The organism is Streptomyces albidoflavus (assembly GCF_000719955.1).
Taxonomy (GTDB): Bacteria; Actinomycetota; Actinomycetes; order Streptomycetales; family Streptomycetaceae; genus Streptomyces; species Streptomyces albidoflavus.
In genome coordinates, this window is the sequence record NZ_JOII01000057.1 from 13,707 (window position 1) to 37,795 (window position 24,089).

At 74.4% G+C, this 24,089-nt stretch carries 24 protein-coding genes; 15 read left to right on the forward strand and 9 right to left on the reverse strand.

The window, feature by feature from the left end; translation table 11 throughout:
- The first annotated feature begins 107 nt into the window (after positions 1 to 107).
- From IF45_RS0130150 to IF45_RS0130175, 6 genes are all read left to right on the forward strand, one after another.
- Complete coding sequence (locus IF45_RS0130150; protein WP_030310725.1) at positions 108 to 1,019, forward strand: helix-turn-helix domain-containing protein; 912 nt, start codon at positions 108 to 110, stop codon at positions 1,017 to 1,019.
- Between the two features lie 68 nt (positions 1,020 to 1,087).
- The gene (gene rimO / locus IF45_RS0130155; protein WP_003951228.1) at positions 1,088 to 2,560 is read left to right on the forward strand and encodes a 30S ribosomal protein S12 methylthiotransferase RimO; all 1,473 of its coding nucleotides are present in this window, start codon (positions 1,088 to 1,090) and stop codon (positions 2,558 to 2,560) included.
- Complete coding sequence (gene pgsA, locus IF45_RS0130160) at positions 2,557 to 3,435, forward strand: CDP-diacylglycerol--glycerol-3-phosphate 3-phosphatidyltransferase (protein ID WP_030310728.1); 879 nt, start codon at positions 2,557 to 2,559, stop codon at positions 3,433 to 3,435. The genes rimO and pgsA overlap by 4 nt, the downstream gene beginning before the upstream one ends.
- Positions 3,432 to 3,941, forward strand: coding sequence for a CinA family protein (locus IF45_RS0130165; RefSeq protein ID WP_030310730.1), 510 nt, complete (start codon positions 3,432 to 3,434; stop codon positions 3,939 to 3,941). Before pgsA ends, IF45_RS0130165 begins: the two co-directional genes overlap by 4 nt.
- Positions 3,942 to 4,050: 109 nt before the next feature.
- The gene (locus tag IF45_RS0130170) at positions 4,051 to 4,422 is read left to right on the forward strand and encodes a helix-turn-helix domain-containing protein (protein ID WP_003951232.1); all 372 of its coding nucleotides are present in this window, start codon (positions 4,051 to 4,053) and stop codon (positions 4,420 to 4,422) included.
- A gap of 317 nt (positions 4,423 to 4,739) precedes the next feature.
- Positions 4,740 to 5,210 carry a Dps family protein gene (locus IF45_RS0130175; protein WP_030310732.1) on the forward strand — a complete coding sequence of 157 codons (471 nt, stop codon included), beginning with the start codon at positions 4,740 to 4,742 and terminating at the stop codon, positions 5,208 to 5,210.
- A 249-nt stretch (positions 5,211 to 5,459) separates the two neighbouring features.
- On the opposite strand, the gene IF45_RS0130180 is transcribed toward IF45_RS0130175, so the two are convergent.
- The 4 genes from IF45_RS0130180 to IF45_RS0130195 all read right to left on the reverse strand — a co-directional run bounded on the left by IF45_RS0130180 (position 5,460) and on the right by IF45_RS0130195 (position 8,843).
- Complete coding sequence (locus IF45_RS0130180) at positions 5,460 to 6,254, reverse strand: Fpg/Nei family DNA glycosylase (RefSeq protein WP_030310734.1); 795 nt, start codon at positions 6,252 to 6,254, stop codon at positions 5,460 to 5,462.
- Positions 6,255 to 6,281: 27 nt separating this feature from the next.
- Positions 6,282 to 7,475: a GDSL-type esterase/lipase family protein gene (locus IF45_RS0130185; RefSeq protein WP_030310736.1), complete on the reverse strand. Its 1,194-nt coding sequence runs from the start codon at positions 7,473 to 7,475 to the stop codon at positions 6,282 to 6,284.
- A gap of 87 nt (positions 7,476 to 7,562) precedes the next feature.
- On the reverse strand, positions 7,563 to 8,135 hold the full coding sequence (locus tag IF45_RS0130190; protein WP_003951238.1) for a TetR/AcrR family transcriptional regulator: 573 nt from the start codon (positions 8,133 to 8,135) through the stop codon (positions 7,563 to 7,565).
- 135 nt (positions 8,136 to 8,270) lie between these two features.
- A complete protein-coding gene (locus IF45_RS0130195) occupies positions 8,271 to 8,843 on the reverse strand; it encodes a CGNR zinc finger domain-containing protein (protein WP_030310738.1) in 573 nt (190 codons plus the stop codon).
- Between the two features lie 103 nt (positions 8,844 to 8,946).
- Between IF45_RS0130195 and IF45_RS0130200 the strand changes: the two genes are divergently transcribed.
- Positions 8,947 to 10,122 carry an epoxide hydrolase family protein gene (locus tag IF45_RS0130200; protein WP_030310742.1) on the forward strand — a complete coding sequence of 392 codons (1,176 nt, stop codon included), beginning with the start codon at positions 8,947 to 8,949 and terminating at the stop codon, positions 10,120 to 10,122.
- 30 nt (positions 10,123 to 10,152) lie between these two features.
- Here IF45_RS0130200 and IF45_RS0130205 read toward each other — a convergent pair whose 3' ends face one another.
- Positions 10,153 to 14,793 carry an ATP-dependent helicase gene (locus tag IF45_RS0130205; protein ID WP_030310744.1) on the reverse strand — a complete coding sequence of 1,547 codons (4,641 nt, stop codon included), beginning with the start codon at positions 14,791 to 14,793 and terminating at the stop codon, positions 10,153 to 10,155.
- Positions 14,794 to 14,884: 91 nt separating this feature from the next.
- Here IF45_RS0130205 and IF45_RS0130210 point away from each other — a divergent pair, with 91 nt between their 5' ends.
- From IF45_RS0130210 to IF45_RS0130230, 5 genes are all read left to right on the forward strand, one after another.
- The gene (locus tag IF45_RS0130210) at positions 14,885 to 15,748 is read left to right on the forward strand and encodes an AraC family transcriptional regulator (protein ID WP_030310746.1); all 864 of its coding nucleotides are present in this window, start codon (positions 14,885 to 14,887) and stop codon (positions 15,746 to 15,748) included.
- Positions 15,749 to 15,899: 151 nt separating this feature from the next.
- Positions 15,900 to 16,670 carry an AzlC family ABC transporter permease gene (locus IF45_RS0130215; RefSeq protein ID WP_030310747.1) on the forward strand — a complete coding sequence of 257 codons (771 nt, stop codon included), beginning with the start codon at positions 15,900 to 15,902 and terminating at the stop codon, positions 16,668 to 16,670.
- Positions 16,667 to 16,975 (forward strand): AzlD domain-containing protein, encoded by a 309-nt coding sequence (locus IF45_RS0130220; RefSeq protein WP_030310748.1) that lies wholly within the window; start codon positions 16,667 to 16,669, stop codon positions 16,973 to 16,975. The genes IF45_RS0130215 and IF45_RS0130220 overlap by 4 nt, the downstream gene beginning before the upstream one ends.
- Positions 16,976 to 17,003: 28 nt before the next feature.
- On the forward strand, positions 17,004 to 17,198 hold the full coding sequence (locus IF45_RS0130225; protein ID WP_030310749.1) for a DUF3046 domain-containing protein: 195 nt from the start codon (positions 17,004 to 17,006) through the stop codon (positions 17,196 to 17,198).
- 90 nt (positions 17,199 to 17,288) lie between these two features.
- Entirely contained in the window at positions 17,289 to 18,599 is a 1,311-nt protein-coding gene (locus IF45_RS0130230) for an AI-2E family transporter (protein WP_010641763.1), read from the forward strand.
- A 166-nt stretch (positions 18,600 to 18,765) separates the two neighbouring features.
- Here IF45_RS0130230 and IF45_RS0130235 read toward each other — a convergent pair whose 3' ends face one another.
- From IF45_RS0130235 to IF45_RS0130245, 3 genes are all read right to left on the reverse strand, one after another.
- Positions 18,766 to 19,038 carry a dihydrofolate reductase family protein gene (locus IF45_RS0130235; protein WP_030310754.1) on the reverse strand — a complete coding sequence of 91 codons (273 nt, stop codon included), beginning with the start codon at positions 19,036 to 19,038 and terminating at the stop codon, positions 18,766 to 18,768.
- Positions 19,039 to 19,054: 16 nt separating this feature from the next.
- Positions 19,055 to 19,672 carry a dihydrofolate reductase family protein gene (locus IF45_RS0130240; protein ID WP_030310756.1) on the reverse strand — a complete coding sequence of 206 codons (618 nt, stop codon included), beginning with the start codon at positions 19,670 to 19,672 and terminating at the stop codon, positions 19,055 to 19,057.
- A 134-nt stretch (positions 19,673 to 19,806) separates the two neighbouring features.
- A complete protein-coding gene (locus tag IF45_RS0130245; RefSeq protein ID WP_008404194.1) occupies positions 19,807 to 20,751 on the reverse strand; it encodes a LysR family transcriptional regulator in 945 nt (314 codons plus the stop codon).
- Positions 20,752 to 20,936: 185 nt separating this feature from the next.
- Between IF45_RS0130245 and IF45_RS0130250 the strand changes: the two genes are divergently transcribed.
- From IF45_RS0130250 to recX, 3 genes are all read left to right on the forward strand, one after another.
- Positions 20,937 to 21,485, forward strand: a complete 549-nt coding sequence (locus IF45_RS0130250; protein ID WP_030310758.1) for a sugar O-acetyltransferase — start codon at positions 20,937 to 20,939, stop codon at positions 21,483 to 21,485.
- Between the two features lie 237 nt (positions 21,486 to 21,722).
- Positions 21,723 to 22,847, forward strand: coding sequence for a recombinase RecA (gene recA, locus IF45_RS0130255; protein WP_008404190.1), 1,125 nt, complete (start codon positions 21,723 to 21,725; stop codon positions 22,845 to 22,847).
- A gap of 6 nt (positions 22,848 to 22,853) precedes the next feature.
- Positions 22,854 to 23,576 carry a recombination regulator RecX gene (gene recX, locus IF45_RS0130260; RefSeq protein WP_008404188.1) on the forward strand — a complete coding sequence of 241 codons (723 nt, stop codon included), beginning with the start codon at positions 22,854 to 22,856 and terminating at the stop codon, positions 23,574 to 23,576.
- A 58-nt stretch (positions 23,577 to 23,634) separates the two neighbouring features.
- Here recX and IF45_RS32010 read toward each other — a convergent pair whose 3' ends face one another.
- The gene (locus IF45_RS32010) at positions 23,635 to 24,015 is read right to left on the reverse strand and encodes a rhodanese-like domain-containing protein (RefSeq protein WP_051085212.1); all 381 of its coding nucleotides are present in this window, start codon (positions 24,013 to 24,015) and stop codon (positions 23,635 to 23,637) included.
- Between the last annotated feature and the right edge of the window lie 74 nt (positions 24,016 to 24,089).

The window sequence follows — 24,089 nt, forward strand, 5'->3', positions numbered from 1 at the left end:
CGCCATTCCGATGGCGTACAAAGTCCGTCCGCCCGGTTGCCCCCCGCATTCGCAACCCCCCTAGACTGGACCTCCAGCAGGTGGCTACAGGCTCGAAAGGCACCCCCGTGTCCCTCGGCAAATCCCCTGAAGACAACGGTTCTTCCCCCGCGGCCGAGGTCGAGGACGAGCGTCCTACGACCGAGCAGGCCCCCGCTCCCGAGCCCGGCGACGCCACCGCCGACGGGCCGGCCGAGACCGCCCCGCCGAAGCCGGAGATCGGGCGCACCCTCGCCCGTGCCCGCACCGAGGCCGGACTCGGCGTCGACGAGGTCAGCGCAGCCACCCGGGTCCGCGTCCCGATCATCCAGGCGATCGAGCAGGACGACTTCTCCCGCTGCGGCGGCGACGTCTACGCCCGCGGCCACATCCGCACGCTGGCGCGCGCCGTCGGCATCGACCCCGAGCCGCTCGTCGCCGCCTACGACGACGACCACGGCGGCCGCCCGGCCCCCACCGCGCCCGCCCCGCTCTTCGAGGCCGAACGCATCCGCTCCGAGCCGCGCCGCCTCAACTGGACGGCGGCCATGGTCGCCGCCATCGTCGCGGTCGTCGGCTTCGTCGGCTTCACCCTCTTCAGCGGCGAGGACGAGGGCGGCGCCAAGAACGTCGCGGGCGAGAACGGCAGCACCGCCCCGCCGGCCGGGCCCTCGAAGTCCGCCGAGAAGCCCGCCCCCGACCCGAAGCCCTCCGAGAGCGCCATCGCGGCGGCCCCCGCCGACCGGGTGACCGTCAAGATCACCGTGCCCGAGGGGCGCAGCTGGCTCTCGGCCAAGGACCACAACGGCCAGCTCCTCTTCGACGGCACGCTCCAGAAGGGGCAGACCAAGACCTTCACCGACAAGGAGCGCGTCGACCTGGTCATCGGCGACGCCGGCGCGGTCGAACTGCTCGTCAACGGCGAGGAGATCGAGGACCGCTTCCAGCCCGGCCAGGTGCAGCGTCTCTCCTACACCAAGGGCGACCCCAACGCGGGCTGAACCGGGCAGACGGGACCCTGTCCCGGCCGGGGCGGGGGCCCCGGCCGGGACAAAGTAGTCTTGAGCCCATGCCTGAACGCCGTACCGTCGCTCTCGTCACTCTCGGATGCGCCCGTAACGAGGTGGATTCGGAGGAGCTCGCAGGCCGCCTGGAGGCGGACGGCTGGCAGCTCGTCGAGGACGCCGAAGCCGCCGATGTCGCCGTCGTCAACACCTGCGGCTTCGTCGAAGCCGCCAAGAAGGACTCCGTCGACGCCCTCCTGGAGGCCAACGACCTCAAGGCCCAGGGCAGAACCCAGGCCGTGGTCGCGGTCGGCTGCATGGCCGAGCGGTACGGCAAGGAGCTGGCCGAGGCCCTCCCCGAGGCCGACGGGGTGCTCGGCTTCGACGACTACGCCGACATCTCCGACCGGCTGCAGACCATCCTGGGCGGCGGCATCCACGCCTCCCACACCCCGCGCGACCGGCGCAAGCTGCTGCCGATCAGCCCCGCCGAGCGCCAGGACAGCGCCGTCGCCCTCCCCGGCCACGCCCAGGAGCCCGCGGCCGCCCCCGCCGACCTGCCCGACGGCCTGGCGCCCGCCTCCGGGCCGCGCGCCCCGCTCCGCCGCCGGCTGGGCACCAGCCCCGTCGCCTCGGTCAAGCTGGCCTCCGGCTGCGACCGGCGCTGCTCCTTCTGCGCCATCCCCTCCTTCCGCGGCTCCTTCATCTCCCGGCGTCCCTCCGACGTGCTCCAGGAGACGCGCTGGCTGGCCGGGCAGGGCGTGAAGGAGATCATGCTGGTCTCCGAGAACAACACCTCGTACGGCAAGGACCTCGGCGACATCCGGCTGCTGGAGACGCTGCTGCCGGAGCTGGCGGAGGTGGACGGCATCGAGCGGGTGCGCGTCAGCTACCTCCAGCCCGCCGAGATGCGGCCCGGCCTGATCGACGTCCTCACCTCGACGCCGAAGGTCGCCCCCTACTTCGACCTCTCCTTCCAGCACTCCGCGCCCGGCGTGCTGCGGGCCATGCGCCGCTTCGGCGACACCGACCGCTTCCTCGGCCTGCTGGAGCAGATCCGCGCCAAGGCCCCCGAGGCCGGCGTCCGCTCCAACTTCATCGTCGGCTTCCCCGGCGAGAGCGAGGCGGACGTGGCCGAGCTGGAGCGCTTCCTGACCGGCGCCCGCCTCGACGCCATCGGCGTCTTCGGCTACTCCGACGAGGACGGCACCGAGGCCGCCGGGTACGAGGGCAAGCTCCCCGAGGAGGAGGTCGCCGAGCGTCTGGCCCGGGTCTCCCGACTCGCCGAGGAACTCGTCTCGCAGCGCGCGGACGAGCGGGTCGGTGAGACCGTGGAGGTACTCGTCGAATCCGTCGACGAGGAAGAGGGCGCCGTCGGCCGGGCCGCCCACCAGGCCCCCGAGACCGACGGACAGATCCTCTTCACGAGCGGCGCGGACCTCACCCCGGGCCGTATGGTCGTGGCCAAGGTGGTCGGCACCGAGGGAGTGGACCTCGTCGCCGAACCCCTGCACCTGATCGAGGAGGCGGGCAGATGACCGGAGTGTCGGCGTCCACGGCCGGTGGAGCCCACGCGGGCGGCGTACACGGCGCCAGCCGCGGGACCCCGGCCGTCCGGCAGGCCGGCGTCTGGAACATCGCCAACATCCTGACCATGATCCGGCTCCTGCTGGTCCCCGGATTCGTGGCCCTGCTGCTGGCGGACGGCGGGTACGACCCGGCCTGGCGCGCCCTGGCCTGGGCGGCCTTCGCCGTCGCCATGATCACCGACGTCTTCGACGGGCACCTCGCCCGGACGTACAACCTGGTCACGGACTTCGGCAAGATCGCCGACCCGATCGCCGACAAGGCGATCATGGGCGCCGCGCTGATCTGCCTGTCGTGGCTCGGGGAGCTGCCCTGGTGGGTGACGGCGGTGATCCTCGGGCGCGAGCTGGGCATCACGGTGCTGCGCTTCTGGGTGATCAGATTCGGCGTGATCCCCGCCAGCCGGGGCGGCAAGCTGAAGACCCTCGCCCAGGGCACGGCGGCCGGCATGTACGTCCTCGCGCTCACCGGGCCGTTGGCCACCCTGCGGTTCTGGGTGATGGCCGTCGCCGTGGTGCTGACCGTCGCGACCGGCCTGGACTACGTACGGCAGGCCGTCGTGCTGCGCCGTGCGGGTCTCGCCGCCGAGCGGGCCGCACGCCGTGAGGCGGCCACGGGCGCGCAGGGCACCGTCGGCGAGGTCGGCCCCGCCGTCCCCACCGCCACCGCCTCCGAGGCCCTGGTGGCCACGGCGGCCTCCGCGGCCGGGCCCGCCGAGCGGACCGGCGAGGCGCCACCGGCCGCCGGCGAGCGGGCCGGACAGGCCCGGGAGCAGAGCCAGGACGCCGCCGGCGCACGGCAGGTCGGCGGGGAGACCCGGCGGTGAGCCTGGAGGCGGAGCACGCCCTGCGGCTGCTGGAGGAGCGCGGCGAGACGCTGGCCGTCGCCGAGTCGCTGACCGGGGGCCTGGTCGCCGCCGCCGTGACCGCCGCCCCGGGCGCCTCGGCCGCCTTCCGCGGCTCGGTCACGGCGTACGCCACGGAGCTCAAGGCCCGGCTGCTCGGTGTCGACGAGGCGCTGCTGCGGGCCAGGGGCGCCGTGGACCCCGAGGTCGCGCACCAGATGGCCCAGGGGGTGCGCCGGGAACTGGGCGCCGAGTGGGGCGTGGCCACCACCGGCGTGGCCGGGCCCGAACCGCAGGACGGGCGCCCCGTGGGCACCGTGTACATCGCCGTGGCCGGACCTGGGGGAGGGAAATCGGCCGCACTGCGGTTGAACGGCGACCGTACGGACATCCGTATGGAGAGTGTCCGGAGGGTTCTCGGCCTGCTCATCGGGGAACTGGGCGGACACGGGCGGGCGCAGGATACGGAACAGAACGGGGAGACCTGATGTTTGCAGCCCTGAGTGAACACGACATCGCTCCCCGCACGGCCGCAGCGGTAGGCGGTACGGTGGGGCGTGAAGGATGCGGTTACGCGGTCCGAGGAGGGAGCCACCGATGATTCTGCTCCGTCGCCTGCTGGGTGACGTGCTGCGTCGGCAGCGCCAGCGCCAGGGCCGTACTCTGCGCGAAGTCTCCTCGTCCGCCCGAGTCTCACTCGGCTATCTCTCCGAGGTGGAGCGGGGGCAGAAGGAGGCGTCCTCCGAACTGCTCTCCGCCATTTGCGACGCGTTGGACGTACGGATGTCCGAACTGATGCGTGAGGTCAGCGACGAGCTGGCCCTCGCCGAGCTGGCCGAGTCCGCCGCTGCCACCGACCCGGTGCCGGCTCCGGTCAGGCCCATGCTGAACGCCGTCTCCGTCTCCGGCGTACCGCCGGAGCGGGTGACGATCAAGGCGCCCGAGGCCGTGGGCGTCGCCGCCGCCTGAGCGGCGCGGCGAGAAGAACGGCACGTCACACGTGTAGCCCCGGTGGGGGCGGGCACGCGGATCCACAAGATCCGCTCCCGCCGCCACCGGGGCTTCTCGTTGGGTGACGACGGTGCCGCCCGGCCCGGACCCGCCCCTCGGGCGGTCGCGGTGGCCGGTGGGAGCCGGGGTCTTCCGAACTGACGGGTGGCAGCACCGGTCCACCGAAGGACCGGTCGAAGTTACCCAAATCGGTCACCTGTGTCATCGTGGTGCGTGGCTGGCGACGGCCCGCCGTCGATGACGGGTGACCGGCTGTGACGACTTGGAGGAATGCGATGAACGTGGTCAAGAGCCCGCTTCCGGAGACCGACCTCAAGGTGGTCGCGGGCGCCCTGCAGGGCGGCCTGGTGGACCTGATCGACCTCTCCCTGGTCGCCAAGCAGGTGCACTGGAACGTCACGGGCCCGCGCTTCCGCTCTGTCCACCTCCAGCTCGACGAGGTGGTCGACACCGCCCGCGCCCACTCCGACACCGTGGCCGAGCGGGCCTCGGCCCTCGGGGTCTCCCCGGACGGCCGCGCCGCGACCGTCGCCGGGACCAGCAGCATCGGGGTGGTCAACGAGGGCTGGATCAAGGATGTGGACGCGGTCAACACCCTCGTGCAGGCGCTGGCCGCGGTGATCGGCCGGATGCGCGAGCGGATCGAGGCGACCGGTGACGCGGACCCGGTGAGCCAGGACATCTTCATCACCATCACCGCCGACCTGGAGAAGCACCACTGGATGTTCCAGGCGGAGAACAGCTAGACAGAACCGGCGGCCGCCCGCGGCGGCCGACGACGAACCCGGGGGCGGGCCGCACTCAGTGCGGCCCCCGCGGGCGTCGCCGCGGTGGTGGCGGGCGGCTGGGGGCTGAGCGTCCTGCCGGTGCACTGCGTACCGAAGTCTCGCGCCGACGAGCAGGCGGCGCGGGCGCGGGCGGCGGCCCGGCGGTTGGTGGCGCGGGTGCGGGGCGGGCAGGGGGAGCCGGGGGACGGGTGAGGGCGGGACGAGGCGTTACGCGGCGGGGGCCGGGCCCTTCTGGCAGCCCGGGCACCAGTAGGTGGGGCGTTCGCGGGTGGGGTCGCCCTGCTGGGCGGTTCTGACGGTGGCGCCGCAGCGCAGACAGGGGCGGCCGGCGCGGCCGTAGACGTACAGGGGGCGGTCGGGGCGGCCGGTGGTGGTGCGGCGCGGACGGTGGCGGTTGGCCTCCAGGAGGCGGGCCGCGAGGGTGGTGAGGCGTTCGGGGTCGGGCAGCTCGCCGACCGGCAGCCACGGGGTCACGCGGAGCAGGAAGCAGAGTTCGCTCTTGAAGACGTTGCCGATGCCCGCCAGATTGCGCTGGTCCAGCACCGCCTCGCCGACCTCGCGCTCCGGCGCGGCCGCCAGCCGGGCCAGCGCCTCGGTGGGGGACCAGTCGGGGCCCAGCAGGTCGGGGCCGAGGTGGCCGACGGCCTCGTCCTCGGCCGTGGTGCGCAGCAGCTCCAGGACGGGCAGGCGGTAGCCGACGGCGGTGCGTGAGGCGGTGCCGAGGACCGCGCGGATCTGGTGGCCCGGCCCGCCCCGCCAGCGCTCGCCCGGTGCGAAGATCCGCCACGAGCCGTCCATCCGCAGATGGGAGTGGAGGGTGAGGCCGCCCTCCAGGCGGGTCAGCAGGTGCTTGCCCCGGGCCACCACCTCCACCACGGTGCGGCCGGTGAGGTCGACCGTCGCGAGGCGGGGCACACGGAGGTCCGAGACGGTCAGCTCCTGGCCGGCGAGCGCCTGGTGCAGGCGCCCCGCCGCCTGGTGGACGGTGTCTCCCTCGGGCATGGCTCCATGATGCCTGGCCGGCCGGGGTCAGGGCCTGGTGGCGAACGGCCCGTCCGGGGCGAAGGCGAGGGCGGCGAAGCGCTCGCCCATGCGGCGGTGGGTGGCGGCGTCCGGGTGCAGCTCGTCGGGGAGCGGCAGCTCGGCGTGGTCCGCCTCGCCGTACAGCTCGCGGCCGTCGAGGAGGTGCAGGTGCGGGTCGTCGGCGGCCCGCTGCCGCACGATGCGGGTCAGCTCGTCGCGGATCACGCTCAGGGTGAGCTTTCCGGCGGCCACCTCGGCCGGGTCGCCGACCGCCTTGAACTTGATCCGCCCTTCGGCGATCTCGCTGAAGTCCGGGGCGCAGGGGCCGGGGGTCTCCTCGTGGATCGGGCAGAGTATCGGCGTGACGACCAGGAGCGGGGTGGCCGGGTGGCCCTCGCGGATGGTGTCCAGGAAGCCGTGGACCGCCGGGGTGAAGGCGCGCAGCCGCATCAGGTCGGCGTTGACGAGGTTGATGCCGATCTTGACGCTGATCAGGTCGGCCGGGGTGTCGCGCAGGGTGCGGGCGGTGAACGGGTCGAGCAGCGCGGCGCCGCCGAGACCGAGGTTGACCAGGTCCACGCCGCCCCGCGCCGCGGCCAGCGCGGGCCAGGTGGTGGACGGGCTCGCGGCGTCCGAGCCGTGGCTGATCGAACTCCCGTGGTGGAGCCAGACGCGGCGTCCGCTCTCCGGGAGGGGCTCGACGGGCGCGTCGGTGCGCAGGGCCAGCAGCTCGGCCGCCTCGTTGTGCGGCAGCCAGATCTCGATGTCCTTGACCCCGGCGGGCAGCTCGGCGAAACGTACCGTCCCGGGCGGGCCGGGCACGGTCTCGGCGGTGCCGGCCGCCATGTCGAGGGTGAGGGTGTTGCCGCCGGGGGCGCTCGCCCGGTCGACGAGGCGGCCGTCGACCACCAGGTCGTACAGGCCGTCGGGCCGGGGCGGGGCGCCCACGTAGACCCGCTTGGTGGGCAGTGTCTCCAGGGCGACGGCGGTGGACCGGGTGCGGAAGGCCAGCCGTACGCCCGAGGGCTGGGCCTCGGCCATGGCCAGCTGGCCGTCGGTGTTCTGGGCGCGGGCCCAGGCGGGCAGCCGGTGCGGGAGGACGCCGCGTGCGGTCGGCTCCAGCTCCAGGGCGCCGCGGACGAGGTCCGGGGTGAGGGGGGTGGTGACCGGGGTGGGGGCCGGTTCGTGGTCGGTGGGCATGGTTCCGCCTGGGGGTCGCAGGGTGTGGGGTGGGATGCCGCGCCGGGGCCGGGACGGGGCGCGGGCCGTCCGGGGGCGGTCAGCCGGTCAGGGCTGGGCCTCCCAGTTGCGCAGGAGGGTGTCGAGGGAGTCCAGGACGCGTGCCCAGCTCTCCGAGGAGTCGGGGGCGCTGTGGCTGAAGCCGCCGCTCGCCTCCAGGCTGACGTAGCCGTGGAAGACGCTGCCCAGCAGCCGGACGGCGTGTGTCTGGTCCGGCTCCGAGAGGTCGTAGCCGCGCAGGATCGCCCGCGTCATCTGGGCGTGGCGCACACCGGCGCTGGCCGCCGCCGTCTGGGGGTCCAGCGGCAGCTGGGCGGCCGCGTACCGGCCCGGGTGCTCGCGTGCGTAGTCGCGGTAGACGTCGGCGAAGGCGGTCAGGGCGTCCTTCCCGGCCCGTCCGGCCACGGCGTCGGCGGCGCGGTCGGCCATCTCGGCCAGGGCGAGCAGGGCGATGCGGGTCTTGAGGTCCTGGGAGTTCCTGACGTGCGAGTAGAGGCTCGCGACCTGCACGCCGAACTGTCGCGCCAGGGCGGAGACGGTCACCTGGTCGAAGCCGATCTCGTCGGCGAGTTCCGCTCCGGCCTGGGTGAGGCGCTCGGGGGTGAGTCCCGCACGGGGCATGACCGGGTCCTTTCGTCTGGCTAATGCCATGGTGCATCTGCCTAAGGCATTTAGGCAAATGTGGTCGTGCTTTCGGCGGGGAGGGTATGGCTCGGGGAGGGGTGGTGCCGGAGTGCGTGGAACGGGGGGGGGCGGTCACTCCCCCGTGGCGGGGCCCTTGCGCTGCTTGGCGTGGAAGCGGGCCTTCTTCTGGCGGTTGCCGCAGGTGTTCATGTCGCACCACTTGCGGCTGCGGCTCTGGCTGGTGTCGAAGAAGGCGGCCCGGCAGGTGGGGGAGGCGCACAGGGCCAGTTTTCCGTCGCGCTCGCCGGAGAGGATGCCGATCGCGTCGGCGGCGATCACGCTGAGGGCGTCCTCGACGGAGCCCGAGGCGAGGTGCCAGCGGCGCTCGCCCTCGGGGGTCAGGACGGCGGCCGCCCGGCCCTCGACGCTGCGGTCGTTGATGACGCGGACGGCGGTGGCGGGGAGTGGCGCTCCGGTCGCGGCCGCCGTCGCCGCGGCGTGGACGGCCTCGCGGAGTTCCCGGGCGAGGCCGAGCTGGGCGGGCGTGCAGGAGCCCACGGCGAGGCCGTACACCGCCAGCCAGTCGACCAGTCGCTGCGGCACGGGGATGCGCTCCACGGGTTCGCCCTGCCGCTCCGTCAGTGTCGCCGTGAAGCTCGTCGCCGGCACGGTGCCGAGGCGGAAGTCGGGGAACTCTGCGGGCATGGAACCACCTTAGCCGGTTGTCGCTGCATCCGGGCCCGTGCTAGAACCGCCTTAGCCGGTTCTCAGGTGGGGGCCGGTCCAGCGACGGCCAGGAGGTGCCGCCATGTCCCGCTCCCTCAGCGACGTGCGAGCGTTCGAAGCCCGTGCGACCGACGCCGAACTCGACGACCTGCGCGCCCGGCTGGCCGCGGCCCGGCTCCCGGAGGCGGAGACGGTGCGTGGCGCCCCGCCGGGGCCCGGCCGGTGGGAGCAGGGCGTGCCACTCGCCGACCTGGCCGGTCTCGTGGAGTACTGGCGCACCGGCTACGACTGGCGGGCGTTCGAGGCGCGCCTGCACCGGGCCGGCCAGTTCCGTACGACCGTCGACGGCCTCGGCATCCACTTCCTGCACCGCCGCTCCGCCCGCGCGGACGCCACCCCGCTGCTCATGACGCACGGCTGGCCGGGCAGCGTCGCCGAGTTCATCGACGTCGTGGACGAACTGGCCCACCCCGCCGACCCGGACGCGCCGGCCTTCCACGTGGTGGCCCCCTCGCTGCCGGGCTTCGGCTACAGCGACAAGCCGGCCACCACCGGGTGGGGGACGGAGCGGATCGCGGCCGCCTGGGTGGAACTCATGGGCCGGCTCGGCCACGACCGGTTCCTCGCCCACGGCGGCGACTGGGGCGGCAACATCACCACCGTGCTCGGCGGCCGCTTCCCCGGCCACGTGCTCGGGGTCCACTCGACCTTCGCGGAGGCACCGCCCGGGCTGACCACCGACGGGCTGACGCCGGACGAGCGCCGGTGGACCGAGGAGACCCGCCACTTCTGGCGCCACCGCGCCGCGTACGCGAAGCAGCAGGCGACCCGGCCGCAGACCATCGGCTACGCCCTCGTCGACTCGCCGGTGGGGCTGCTGGCCTGGATTCTCGACAAGTTCGCCGAGTGGTCGGACACCGAGGACAGCCCCTTCGAGACGATCTCCCGGGACCGCCTTCTCGACAACGTCACCCTGTACTGGCTGACCCGGACCGGCGCCTCGGCGGCCCGCATCTACTACGAGAGCCACAACTCGGTCGACCCCGCGCTGCGGGTCGACGTCCCGGCCGCCGTCACCATGTATCCGCGCGACATCGAGAAGACGCCGCGCCCCTGGGCCGAGCAGCGCTACCGCCGCATCGTCCGCTGGCGGACGCCGGAAGCCGGGGGCCATTTCCCGTCGCTGGAGGTTCCCGGGTACTTCGTCCAGGACCTGCGCGAGGGCCTCGCCGCCGTACTGGCCGCCGCCGGCCGGTGACGCGGACGAGGCGGGCCGGGGCCTCTCCGGTCACCTCCCGCCGCGCAGCCGCAGCCCCCTCGGTGTCGCGTGGAAGCCCGCGTTCTCCAGGTAGGTGCCGACCGGAGAGGTCAGGGCGGGCTCGCCGTTGACGCGTTCGACGGTGACCGTGCCGAGGGAACCTCCGGCGGCAGAACCCGCGAGGGCGTGGGCGGCTCCCTCCAGGCGGGGATCGGGGGCCGAGGGGTCGTCCGGGGTGGTGGAGGGCCAGGCCAGCAGGGTCTTGCCGCCGCGCTCCATGTACATGGCCAGCTCCCCGTCGACCAGGACGACCATCGCCCCCGCCTTACGGCCCGGCTTGTGCCCGGCCCCGCTCGGCGGCTCCGGCCAGGGGAGAGCCGCGCCGTACGCGTTGGCCGGGTCGGCCGCCGCCAGCACTAGGGCCTGCCGGGGCGTACCGCCGGCCTCCCGCTCGGCGGCGGTCGCGGAGGCACGCAGGCGGTCCACCGCGCCGTCCATCGCGAACTGGGCCGCGCCCAGCCCCTCCACCACGTAACCCCGGCGGGCCTGCCCGCTGTCCTCGAAGGCCGACAGGACGCGGTACACGGCGGAGAAGCCGCCCTCGACGCCCTCCGCCGCCACCGCGCCGCGCGTGACGACGCCGTGCCGGTCGAGGAGGGTGCGGGCCAGGGCGTGGGCCCGCAGGGTCGGATCGGGTTCGAGTGGGGGCAGCAGCGACCAGCGGCCCGCGACCGTCGGCGGGCCCGTCCGCGAGGCGGGCCGCGGCGCGGCGGTCAGCGCGCCGAACCGGCCCCGGGGGACGCTGCGGCGCGCCCGGTGCGCCGTGGACCCGGCGGTGCGGCCCGAACCGAGGAGGGCCCGGAGCGGAGCAACCGTGTCGTTGGTGAGCCGCCCCGACCAGGCCAGCTCCCAGACGGCGTCCGCCAGCGCCTGGTCGGAGGCGGTGGGATGGGCGGCCCGGACCTGGTCGGCGATCTGGCGGAAGAAGAGGCCGTACCCGCCGGCGAGCGCGTCCAGCACCGCCTGGTGCAGCGGCGACAGCTCCAGCGGGTGCGGGGGCGGCAGCAGGAGCGGGGCGTTGTCCGCGAGGTAGAGCGAGACCCAGCCGTCCTTGCCCGGGAGCGAGCCGCTGCCCGCCCACAGCAGCTCCCCGGTGGCCGTCAGCTCGTCGAGCATCGCCGGCTGGTACTGCGCCACCCGCGACGGCAGCACCAGCTTCTCCAGCGCGGAGGCCGGCACCGCCGCGCCCTGGAGCTGCTCCACCGCGCGGACCAGCCCGTCAAGACCGCGCAGTCCCTGCCCGCCCAGGTGCTGCCACGGCGGCAGGAACCGGGCCAGCGCCGTCGGCTCCACCGGCTCCAGCTCCTGGCGCAGCGCGGCCAGCGAACGGCGGCGCAGCCGGCGCAGCACCGTCGCGTCGCACCACTCCTGGCCCACCCCGGCCGGATGGAACTCGCCCTGCACCACCCGCCCGCTCGCGCCGAGCCGCTCCAGCGCCCCCTCGGTGACCGCCCGCCCGAGACCGAACCGCTCCGCCGCCGCGGCCGCCGTGAACGGGCCGTGGGTGCGGGCGTACCGGGCGAGGAGGTCGCCCAGCGGGTCCTTCACCGGCTCCGTGAACGCCTCCGGGACCCCCACCGGAAGCGCCACGCCGAGCGCGTCGCGCAGCCGCCCCGCGTCCTCGATCGCCGCCCAGTGCTCCACCGAGGCGATCCGCACCTCGATGACGCGGCGCGCGCCCGCCAGCTCCCGCGCCCACGCCGGATCGGCGCCGCGCTCCGCCAGCTCCGCCGAGGTCAGCGGGCCCAGCACCCGCAGCGCGTCGGCGACCCCCTCCGCGTCCTTGATCCGGCGGTCCTCGGTGCGCCACTGGAGCTCCTGCTCCAGCTCGGCCAGGACCTCCGCGTCCAGCAGCTCCCGCAGCTCGGCCTGGCCCAGCAGCTCGGACAGCAGCCGCGAGTCCAGCGACAGCGCCGCCGCCCGCCGCTCGGCCAGCGGCGAGTCCCCCTCGTACAGGAACTGCGCCACGTACCCGAAGAGCAGGGAGCGGGCGAAGGGGGACGCCTCCGGGGTCGTCACCTCGACCAGGCGGACGCGGCGGGCCTCCAGGTCGCCCATCAGCTCGGTCAGCCCCGGCACGTCGAAGACGTCCTGGAGGCACTCGCGGACCGCCTCCAGGACGATCGGGAAGGAGCCGAACTCGCTCGCCACCTGGAGCAGCTGCGAGGCCCGCTGCCGCTGCTGCCACAGCGGGGTGCGCTTGCCGGGGCTGCGGCGCGGCAGCAGCAGCGCGCGGGCCGCGCACTCCCGGAACCGCGAGGCGAACAGCGCCGAGCTGCCCACCTGGTCGGTGACGATCCCCTCGATCTCGCCCTTGTCGAAGGTGACGTCCTGGGCGCCGACCGGGGACTGCTCGGTGTCGAAGGCCGTGCCCGGGTCCGACGCCTCGTCGTCCAGCAGGTCCAGCCCCAGGAGGTCCGCGTCGGGCAGGCGCAGCACGATCCCGTCGTCGGCGTGCATCACCTGGGCGTCCATGCCGTACCGCTCGCTCAGACGCGCCCCCAGCGCCAGCGCCCACGGGGCGTGCACCTGCGCGCCGAACGGGGAGTGGATCACCACCCGCCAGTCACCCAGCTCGTCCCGGAACCGCTCCACGACCACCGTCCGGTCGTCCGGGACGTGCCCGCACGCCTCGCGCTGCTCCTTCAGGTACGTCAGGAGGTTCTCCGCCGCCCAGGCGTCCAGCCCCGCGGCCAGCAGCCGCAGCCGGGCGTCCTCCTCGGGCAGCGCCCCGACCTCCCGGACGAAGGCGCCCAGCGCCCGCCCCAGCTCCAGCGGACGCCCCAGCTGGTCGCCCTTCCAGAACGGCAGCCGCCCCGGCACGCCCGGCGCCGGCGAGACCAGGACCCGGTCGCGGGTGATGTCCTCGATCCGCCACGAGGTGGTGCCCAGCGTGAAGACGTCGCCGGTGCGCGACTCGTAGACCATCTCCTCGTCCAGCTCGCCGACCCGGCCGCCGCCCTTCTTCGGGTCCGCGCCCGCCAGGAAGACGCCGAACAGGCCGCGGTCGGGGATGGTGCCGCCGGAGGTGACGGCGAGCCGCTGCGCCCCCGGGCGGCCCGTCACGGTGCCCGCGACGCGGTCCCAGACCACGCGCGGGCGCAGCTCGGCGAAGGCGTCCGAGGGATAGCGGCCCGCCAGCATGTCCAGCACCGCGGTGAACGCCGACTCCGGCAGCGAGGAGAACGGGGCCGCCCGCCGCGCCAGCGCCAGCAGGTCGTCGAACTGCCAGGTGTCCATCGCGGTCATCGCCACGATCTGCTGGGCCAGCACGTCCAGCGGGTTCGACGGGACCCGCAGCGCCTCGATCCGGCCCTCCCGCATCCGCTCCGTCACCACCGCCGACTGCACCAGGTCGCCCCGGTACTTCGGGAAGACCACGCCCGTGGAGACCGCGCCCACCTGGTGCCCCGCGCGCCCCACCCGCTGGAGCCCCGAGGCCACCGACGGCGGGGACTCGACCTGCACCACCAGGTCCACCGCGCCCATGTCGATGCCCAGCTCCAGGCTGGAGGTGGCCACCACGGCGGGCAGCCGGCCCGCCTTCAGGTCCTCCTCCACCTGGGCGCGCTGCTCCTTGGAGACCGAACCGTGGTGGGCGCGGGCGATCAGGGGAGGCGCCCCCGAGGCCGACGAGGCGGCGCCCATCAGCTCGGCGGGGGAGTGGTCCTCGGGCATGGCCTCGCCGGTGGCACGCTCGTAGGCGATCTCGTTCAGCCGGTTGCACAGGCGTTCGGCGAGGCGGCGGGAGTTGGCGAAGACGATGGTCGAGCGGTGCGACTGGATCAGGTCGGCGATGCGCTCCTCGACGTGCGGCCAGATCGAGGGGCGGTCGCCCGAGCCCTCGTCGCTCACCGGCGAGCCGCCCAGCTCGCCCAGATCCTCCACCGGCACCACCACCGACAGATCGAACTCCTTGCCCGAGGCCGGCTGGACGATCTCCACCCGGCGCTGCGGCGACAGGAACCGCGCCACCTCGCCCACCGGCCGGACCGTCGCCGACAGCCCGATCCGGCGGGCCGGCTTCGGCAGCAGCTCGTCCAGCCGCTCCAGGGAGAGTGCCAGATGGGCGCCGCGCTTGGTGCCCGCCACCGCGTGCACCTCGTCGAGGATGACCGTCTCCACCCCCTCCAGCGCCTCCCGCGCCGAGGAGGTCAGCATCAGGAAGAGCGACTCCGGGGTGGTGATGAGGATGTCCGGCGGCCGCGTCGCCAGCGAGCGCCGCTCCGCCGCCGGGGTGTCACCCGAGCGGATACCGACCCGCACCTCCGGCTCCGGCAGCCCGAGCCGCACCGACTCCTGCCGGATGCCCGTCAGCGGGCTGCGCAGATTGCGCTCCACGTCCACCGCGAGCGCCTTCAGCGGGGAGACGTACAGCACCCGGCAGCGCTTGCGGGACTCGGCGGGCGGCGGCGTCGACGCCAGCGTGTCCAGCGCGGAGAGGAAGGCCGCCAGCGTCTTGCCGGAACCGGTCGGCGCCACCACCAGCACGTCCGAACCCTCGGCGATGGCACCCCACGCCCCCTCCTGGGCGGCGGTGGGCGCCGAGAAGGCCCCGGTGAACCAGTTCCGGGTCGCCGGGGAGAACGTGTCGAGCGCTGAGCGTGCCATGGCTCCCATCGTGCACCCCGCCACCGACAACCACCGGTCCACGGCGTGGACGCCCAGGTCACGCGCGGTGCGGACGGCGCACCATGGACCCATGGAACGGCAGGACGCCCCCGACACGCCCGAGCAGCGGCAGGCCGCACGCGAGTGGGCCCGGCACTGGAGCTGGGAGCCGCTGCCCGGCCTCGACCTGCTGCGCGCCCGCTACATCCGCCACACCTTCCCCCGCCACAGCCACGAGGGCTACACCCTCGGCGCCGTCACCCACGGCGTGGAACGTGTCGAGCTGCCCGGCACCACCCTGCACGCGGGCCCCGGCACCCTCGTCATGGTCAACCCGGAGGTCGCCCACGCCGCCCGCGCCGGCACCCCCGAAGGCTGGGCCTACGCCACCCTCTACCCCTCCCTCGGCCTGGTCCGCGAGGTCGCCGACGCCACCGGCCACCCGCCCGGCACCCCCGTCTTCGACCGCCCCATCGCCGACGACGCCCGCTCGGGCCGCCTCGTCCGCGCCGTCCACCGCGCCGTCGAAGAGGGCGACGCCCTCGCCGCCGACACCCTCCTGCGGGTCCTGATCGCCCGCCTCCTGAACCTCTACGGCACCACCGCGGCCCACGCCGTCCCCGCCTCCGCCGGCCGGGGCACCGCCGCCCGCGCCCGCGACCTCCTGGCGGAGCGGCTGACCGACCCGCCCTCCCTGGAAGAACTCGCCCGGACCCTCGGCAGCAGCCCCTTCGCCGTCCTGCGCGCCTTCAAGGCCGCCTACGGCATGCCCCCGCACACCTGGCTCACCGACGCCCGGGTCCGCCGTGCCCGCGCCCTCCTCCATTCCGGCGCCACCCCCGCCGAGACCGCCACCGCCGTCGGCTTCACCGACCAGCCCCACCTCAACCGCCACTTCACCCGCATCGTCGGCGTCACCCCGGGGGCGTACCGCAGGGCCCGCCGGGCGGAGTGAGGCGCACGGTGCCCGCACCGTCACGGGGCGCGCCCCGTGACGCCCCGTACGGGGCGCGCGACCTGCGCAGACACCCACCGCGCCGGGCGGCCAGCGGGGCGCGCAAGAACGTACAAGACGGCCCCGCCCCGCGCCCCGTACCGTCCGGGACGTGGCTGAACAGACGACCCCCATCGACTCCGCCGGGCCGCCGCCCGGCGACCCCGCCCCCGGCATACCCGCGCCCCCCGCCGCCGGCGACCGCCAGGTGATCCGTGACGCGCTCGGCGTCGGGATCGCCGTCGGGCTCTCCGGCTTCGCCTTCGGGGCGACCGCCGCCGGGGCCGGGCTCACCGTGGCCCAGGCGTGCGCGCTGAGCCTGCTGGTCTTCACCGGCGCCTCCCAGTTCGCCCTGGTCGGCGCGTTGGCGGCGGGCGGCAACCCCTTCACCGCCGCGGCCGGCGCCTTCTTCCTCGGCGCCCGCAACGCCTTCTACGGACTGCGCCTCTCCCAGCTCCTCGCCCTGCCCCGCGCCGCGCGCCCCCTCGCCGCCCACTGGGCCATCGACGAGAGCTCCGCCGTGGCCCTCGCCCAGCGGGGCCGGCGCCACACCCGCCTCGGCTTCTTCGTCACCGGCGCCACCCTCTACGTCCTGTGGAACGTCACCACGCTCCTCGGCGCTCTCGGCGCGGAGGCGATCGGCGACACCGGCGCCTGGGGCCTGGACGCCGCCGGCCCCGCCGTCTTCCTCGCCCTGCTCGCCCCGATGGTCCGTACCGCCCGCGAACGCGTCACCGCCGCGGCCGCCGTCCTTCTCGGCCTCGGACTGCTGCCCGTCCTGCCCGGCGGCGTCCCCGTCCTCGTCGCCGCGCTCGCCGCCCCCGCCGTCCTGTGGGCCGAAGGCCGCCGCAGGCCCCGCCCCTCCGAGGAGAGCCCCCGATGACCGTCTGGATCGCCATCGCGCTCACCGCCGCCGGCTGCTACGCGTGGAAGCTCGCCGGACTCCTCGTCCCCGCCGGGGTCCTGGAACGCCCCCTCGTCCGACGGCTCGCCGCCCTCGTCCCGGTCGCCCTGCTCGCCGCCCTCACCGCCCAGCAGACCTTCGCGCAGGGCACCACGCTCACCCTCGACGCCCGCGCCGCCGGGCTGGCCGCCGCCGGGATCGCGCTGCTGCTGCGCGCCCCGTTCCTCGTCGTGGTGGGCGCCGCCGTCGCCGTCACCGCCGGACTGCGGGCCCTCACCGGCTGACCCGCGCCCGGGGCGCGATACTGGGTGCATGCGGCTGACGGTTTTCTGGGAACTCATGGCGGACCACTTCGGCGCGGGCTACGCCGAGACCTTCGCCCGCGACCACGTCATGGCCGAACTCGGCGGGCGCACCGTCCACGAGGCGCTCGACGCGGGCTGGGAGGCGAAGGACGTGTGGCGCGCCGTCTGCACCGCCATGGACGTCCCCTCCGAGCGCCGCTGACCGCGCCCCGGGCACCGTCCGGGCGCCGATGTGACCCGGGCGACCTGCCGGGTGGTCCCGCGCGGTCCGCCGGTGGGCGAGACTGACCCCGTGTCATCGACAGACGAGAGCGCGAGCCCCGCCGACCGCCCCGCCACCGGCCCCGTACCGGAGCCCGACCGGCCGCCCCTGGGCTCGGCCATGCCCCGGTGGCTGCCGCGCGCCATGGTGATGGCGCTGGCCCTCGTCGCCGCCTTCCAGCTCGGCACCTGGGCCTTCCACCAGCTGACCTCGTTGCTGATCAACATCCTGATCGCCTTCTTCCTCGCCCTCGCCGTCGAGCCGGCGGTCAGCTGGATGGCCGCCCGGGGCATGCGCCGGGGCCTCGCCACCGCCACCGTCTTCCTCGGCCTGCTCGTCGCCAGCGCCGGGTTCGTCACCCTGCTCGGCTCGATGCTGGCCGGGCAGATCGTCGACATGGTCGAGGACTTCCCCAAGTACCTCGACTCGGTGATCAGCTGGATCAACCAGACCTTCCACACCGACCTGTCCCGCCTGGAGGTCCAGGACAGCCTCGTCCACTCGGACTGGCTGCGGCGGTACGTGCAGAACAGCGCCACCGGTGTCCTGGACATCTCCGCGCAGCTCCTCGGCGGCCTCTTCCAGCTGCTGACGCTCGTCCTCTTCGCCTTCTACTTCGCCGCCGACGGGCCCCGCCTGCGCCGCGCCCTGTGCTCGGTCCTGCCGCCCGCCCGCCAGGCCGAGGTCCTGCGCGCCTGGGAGATCGCCGTCGACAAGACCGGCGGCTACCTCTACTCGCGCGGCCTCATGGCGCTCATCTCCGGCGCCGCCCACTACGTCCTGCTCCAGTGGCTCGGCGTGCCCTACGCCCCGGCCCTCGCCGTCTGGGTCGGCCTGGTCTCCCAGTTCATCCCCACCATCGGCACCTACCTGGCCGGCGCCCTGCCGATGCTCATCGCCTTCACCGTCGACCCCTGGTACGCCCTGTGGGTGCTCGGCTTCGTCGTCGTGTACCAGCAGTTCGAGAACTACATGCTCCAGCCGAAGCTGACCGCGAAGACCGTCGACATCCACCCCGCCGTCGCCTTCGGCTCCGTCATCGCCGGCACCGCCCTCCTCGGCGCCGTCGGCGCCCTGATCGCCATCCCCGCCGTCGCCACCCTCCAGGCCTTCCTCGGCGCCTACGTCCGCCGCTACGACGTCCACGACGAGGCCCGCGTCAGCGGCCACCGGCGCCGGGCACCCGGCCCCGTCCTGGTCCGGGTCCGCAAGGCCCTGCGGCTGCCCAACGAGGAGACCGCCGGCCCCGACGTCATCGCCCCGGCGGAACCGCTCCCCGGCGAAGAGGGCGGAGCGACGCGGGCGGAACCCGGCGGCGAACGGCCGGAGGACCGCGAGTAGGCGCACCGACCCGCGGACGCGCGCCGACTTCGGCGAGATCGCCGAAGCCCTCGCCGTCCACCAGCGCGACGCCGTGACCGTCTACGCCGGTGCCCGGCCGAGTTGACCGCACGGTCCGCGAAGGGGGCGCCTCGTTCCGTCGCGACCGCCGGTCACCTGAGCCGGCTCACGCGCTCCGGTCCTGGCCGCCGGCGAACGGGCGGTGGCGCAGGTTCACCTCGCGGGCCGGGTCGTCGCCGTTGAGCAGGGCGAGGCGGACGGGGGCGCCGCCCGGGTTGTCGAAGAGCCGTACGCCGTCGCCGAGCAGGACGGGCGCGACGTGCAGGTCGATCTCGTCGATCAGGCCGCGTTCCAGGAGCTGCCGCCCGACGGTGGGCGAGAGGACCTCCAGGTTCCCGCCGCCCGCGGCGTCCGGTCCGATCCGCACCGCCTCGGCCACGTCGCAGCTCAGGGGGTCACCGGAGCACCTCGTAGGTCAGGTGGGTCGCGGTCGAGGTCGGCGTCACGCTCCGCTGCACCAGTGTGCGCGGGGCCGCGCCGGTGAACAGGGGCGTTCCCGCGCCCAGGACGACCGGGGCGAGGTGCAGGGAGAGTACGTCCACCAGCCCCGCCTCGAAGGCCGAGCGGATCGTGGCCGCGCCGCCCATCAGGACGGTGTCCAGTTCGGTGCCGCTCCTCTCCGACGCCTCCTCGGCCCGCTCCCGCGCGGCGGCCACCGCGTCCTCCAGGCCCGTGGTGACGAACGTCCAGTCCAGCCCGGTCAGCCGCAGCGCGGCGGGCAGCGCGCTCGTCACGACGACGAAGGCGGGCCGGCCGGCCTCCCCGGCGCCGTAGCCGACCTCGTCGCTCCAGCCGTCGGGACCGTCGACCACGTCGAAGAGCCGGCGGCCGAGGACGACGGCGCCCGAGCGCGCGGTGGCCTCGCCCAGGATCCGCCGGTCCTCGGGGTCCTCGGAGAACGCCCAGGTGTGCAGGGCCTCGCCTCCCCTGCCCAGGCCGCCCGCCGGGCCGGGATCGGGGCCCGTGACGAAGCCGTCGAGCGAGACGGAGATGTCAGCGATGATGCGCGTCATACCGGGGGAGACCTCCTTCGACGACCGAACTCATCGGTCCCAGCAGTCCCGACGGTCATACGCGAACCTGGCCCCCGCCCCGGGGAAGGCGCGCCCGGAGCACCGCACACGGCCCCGGCCACGGACCGGAACGGTCATCCCCGGTCCGCAGGACGGCTCCACTCCGGAACCCAGACGCCACCCTCGGGCCGGACGGGGCGGGCGGCGGCGAGGTGGTCCCGCAGTGCGGCCAGCGACGGGTGGGGGTTGTCGGTGCGCCAGATCAGGCAGTGGGGGTAGACCGGGGTCGGGTCCACCAGGGGGATGCGGCGCAGGGCGTGCTCGGCAGGCCAGACCAGCGGGGTCTGTTCGCTGACGAAGGTGGCCAGGGTCGTGGAGCCGGCGATGGTGTCGAGCAGCGGCTCGATGCCGAAGTCCGGCCCGACCGTGTCGACGACGAAGCCGAAAGCCTCCGCCATCGCGTCGTAGTAGGCGGTCCACTCGGTGCCCGGGGTGTTCCCGGGCATCCAGATCCGGTGCCCCGCGAGCTGCGCGGGGGTGATCGCGGGCGCCTCGGCGTACGGGTGGCCGGGCCCCGTGAACAGGTGCAGCGGCTCGTCGAGGACCGGGGTGGCCGCCACCCCGGGCGGGAGCCGGTGCCCCGGCGCGGACACCGCGCGGAACGTCGCGTCGACCGCTCCGTCGCGTACGGCGGCGACAGCCGTGTCGGAGTCGAAGAGCGTCACGACGTCCAGCTCCGTGCCGGGGTGGGCCCGGTGGAAGCCGCGCAACAGGCCCGCCAGGGAGAGCTGCCGCCCGATCACGTCGACGCGCAACGCCCTGCTGCCCGGCCGCACCGAGGCGACGGCCCGCTCGGCGGCCCGGAGCAGCCCGCGGGCGTGGGGGAGGAACGCCTGCCCGTCGACGGTGAGCCGCGCTCCCCGCGCGTCCCGGACCAGGAGCCGGACACCGAGCTCCTTCTCCAGCGCCGCGACGCGCTTGGACACCGCCTGAGGTGTGACCGACAGGTCGGCGGCGGCGTCCTGGAACTGGCCGGCGTCCACGACGGCGACGAAGGTGCGCACGGCGGTGACGTTCATTCCGGTCATCCTAGGCCCGTCCGGACAACCATCAGTTGATCGAGTGAGGGGCCGGCGTTGTTTGAACCGGACCTGCGCCGGGCGGTTTGATGGCGCGGCCGATCCCGGGGCAACCCCTGGTTGATCCGGCCACCGTCCGCCGCCGGGTGTCCGCCCGGCTCCCCGGCCCCTCGTGAGGAACCCCCATGCCTGATCAGGACCGGCTCTACGTCCGTACCCCCGAGTTCGCGCGGGTGGCCGAGCGGATCGCCCACGTCACCGCCCTGACCTTGCGGCTCAACGTGCTGCCCTTCGACGACGAGGCCGGCCGCGCGGCGCTGCTGACCGAGATCCTCGGCAGGCCGCTCCCCGCCACCGCCACCCTCTACCCGCCCTTCCACACCGACCACGGGCTGCGCATCGACATCGGCGAGCACGTCTTCGTCAACCAGGGGTGCACCTTCTTCGACCAGGGCGGCATCCGGCTGGGCGACGGGGTGCTGATCGGCCCGAGGACCAGCCTCATCTCCTCCGACCACCCCCTTGCGGCCTCCGAACGGGCGGACTACATCACCCGGGCCCCGGTCACCGTCGAGGCCGGCGCCTGGCTCGGCGCGGCGGTCACGGTGCTCCCCGGCGTCACGATCGGACGGGGCGCGGTGGTCGGCGCCGGGTCCGTCGTCACCAAGGACGTCCCACCACACACCCTCGTCACCGGAGAGGCGGCGTCCGTGCGCAAACGGTGGGAGGACTGAGCCGGGTGTGCGGCGACGGCGGGACGGGGGCAGACGGGCCGTGCGCACCGCGTGGCACGCTTGACACAAAAATCGAACATCCATTCTTATGAAGAATCTGGCGATGCGGCGCCTGGGTTTCCGGCAGTCCGGGGGCTGAGTTATCCACAGCCGCGAGGGCGTCGAGGCGCATTGTCAGTGCCAGGCGTTAGCGTTTTCGACGTGAAGCGAACGACTCAAGCAAATCGGGTGGAACCCATGGCTGGAACCGACCGCGAGAAGGCGCTCGACGCCGCGCTCGCACAGATTGAACGGCAGTTCGGCAAGGGCGCCGTCATGCGCATGGGCGAGCGGCCGAACGAGCCCGTCGAGGTGATCCCCACCGGCTCGACCGCGCTGGACATCGCCCTCGGCGTGGGCGGCCTGCCCCGCGGCCGCGTCGTCGAGGTCTACGGCCCGGAGTCCTCCGGCAAGACGACCCTGACCCTGCACGCCGTGGCCAACGCGCAGAAGGCCGGCGGCCAGGTGGCCTTCGTCGACGCGGAGCACGCGCTCGACCCGGAGTACGCCAAGAAGCTCGGCGTCGACATCGACAACCTCATCCTGTCCCAGCCGGACAACGGCGAGCAGGCGCTGGAGATCGTCGACATGCTGGTCCGCTCCGGCGCGCTCGACCTGATCGTCATCGACTCCGTCGCCGCCCTGGTGCCGCGGGCCGAGATCGAGGGCGAGATGGGCGACTCCCACGTGGGCCTCCAGGCCCGCCTGATGAGCCAGGCGCTCCGGAAGATCACCAGCGCGCTCAACCAGTCCAAGACCACGGCGATCTTCATCAACCAGCTCCGCGAGAAGATCGGCGTGATGTTCGGCTCCCCGGAGACGACGACCGGTGGCCGCGCCCTGAAGTTCTACGCCTCGGTCCGGATCGACATCCGCCGCATCGAGACGCTCAAGGACGGCACGGACGCGGTGGGCAACCGCACCCGCTGCAAGGTGGTCAAGAACAAGGTCGCCCCGCCCTTCAAGCAGGCCGAGTTCGACATCCTCTACGGCCACGGCATCAGTCGCGAGGGCGGCCTGATCGACATGGGTGTGGAGCACGGCTTCGTCCGCAAGGCCGGCGCCTGGTACACCTACGAGGGCGACCAGCTGGGGCAGGGCAAGGAGAACGCCCGCAACTTCCTCAAGGACAACCCCGACCTGGCCGACGAGATCGAGCGCAAGATCAAGGAGAAGCTCGGCGTCGGCGTGCGGCCCGATGCGGCCGGCTCCGAGGCGGCCGCCGACTCCGCAGCCACCGAGGAGGCCAAGGAGGCCAAGTCCGTGCCTGCTCCGGCGGCCAAGGCGACCCGGGCGACCAAGGCCGCGGCGGCCAAGGGCTGATCCGCCGTGGCGCAGTGGGCCCGGCGTCCGGACGCCGACGATCACCCGCAGGAGCAGGGCGCATCCCTGCCCGGCCCCCCGTGGCCCGATCCGGACGACGGGGGAGCCGGACCGGAGGGTGACCCGGCCGGTGCGGGGGCCGGCCGGCGGCGTGGACGCGGACGCCGCCGGGACGCCGGTACGACCGGTGGTTCCTCCTTCCCGTCGAGGGCCGGGAGGGAGGAGCCACCTCAGGATCCGGCGGAGCGCGCCCGTGCCATCTGCCTGCGCCTGCTGACCGGGACGGCCCGCACCCGCAGCCAGCTCGCCGAGGCCCTGCGCAAGCGGGAGATCCCCGACGAGGTGGCCGACGAGGTGCTGACCCGCTTCGAGGAAGTGGGCCTGATCGACGACGAGAAGTTCGCGGACGCCTGGGTCGAGTCCCGCCACCACGGGCGGGGCCTTGCCCGGCGGGCACTGGCCCGGGAACTGCGCACCAAGGGCGTCGACGCCGCCGTCGTCGACGAGGCGGTCTCCAAGCTCGACCCCGAACAGGAGGAGCGCACCGCCCGCGAACTGGTCGACCGCAAACTCCGCTCGACCCGCGGCCTCGACCGGGACAAGCGGCTGCGACGGCTCGCGGGGATGCTCGCCCGCAAGGGGTACGGGGAAGGGCTGGCGCTGCGGGTCGTGCGCCAGGCGCTGGAGGAAGAGGGGGAGGACATGGAGGAGCACATGTGGGGGGAGTGACCGGCGAGGTCCGGCGGATCGCGTCGCCACGCCGGTCAGGGCCCCGGCACCTCGCTGATCAGGAAGCGGCGGGCGCGGTCACGGGCAGACCCGCGGCGCGCCACGCCTGGAAGCCGCCGACGAGGTCGGTCGCCCGGAACAGGCCGAGATCGTGCAGGGAGGCGGCGGCCAGACTGGAGGCGTAGCCCTCGTTGCAGAGGACGACGATCTCAAGGTCGTGCCGGTCCGCCTCGGGCAGCCGGTGACTGCCCTGTGGGTCAAGCCGCCACTCCAGCTCGTTCCGCTCGACGACCAGGGCCCCCGGGATCAGACCGTCCCGGTCGCGGAGGGCTGCGTAGCGGATGTCCACCAGGAGCGCCCCCCGACGGGCGGCGTCCCGCGCCTGCTCCGGGGTGAGCCTGGTCAGGCGGGAGCGGACGCGTTCCAGGTGGGTGTCTATGGGGACGGGGGTGGTGGGGGGCCTCGGCGGTGCTGAGGGTGCGGGGCCGGTGGCGTCGTTGGTGGCGGGGGCCG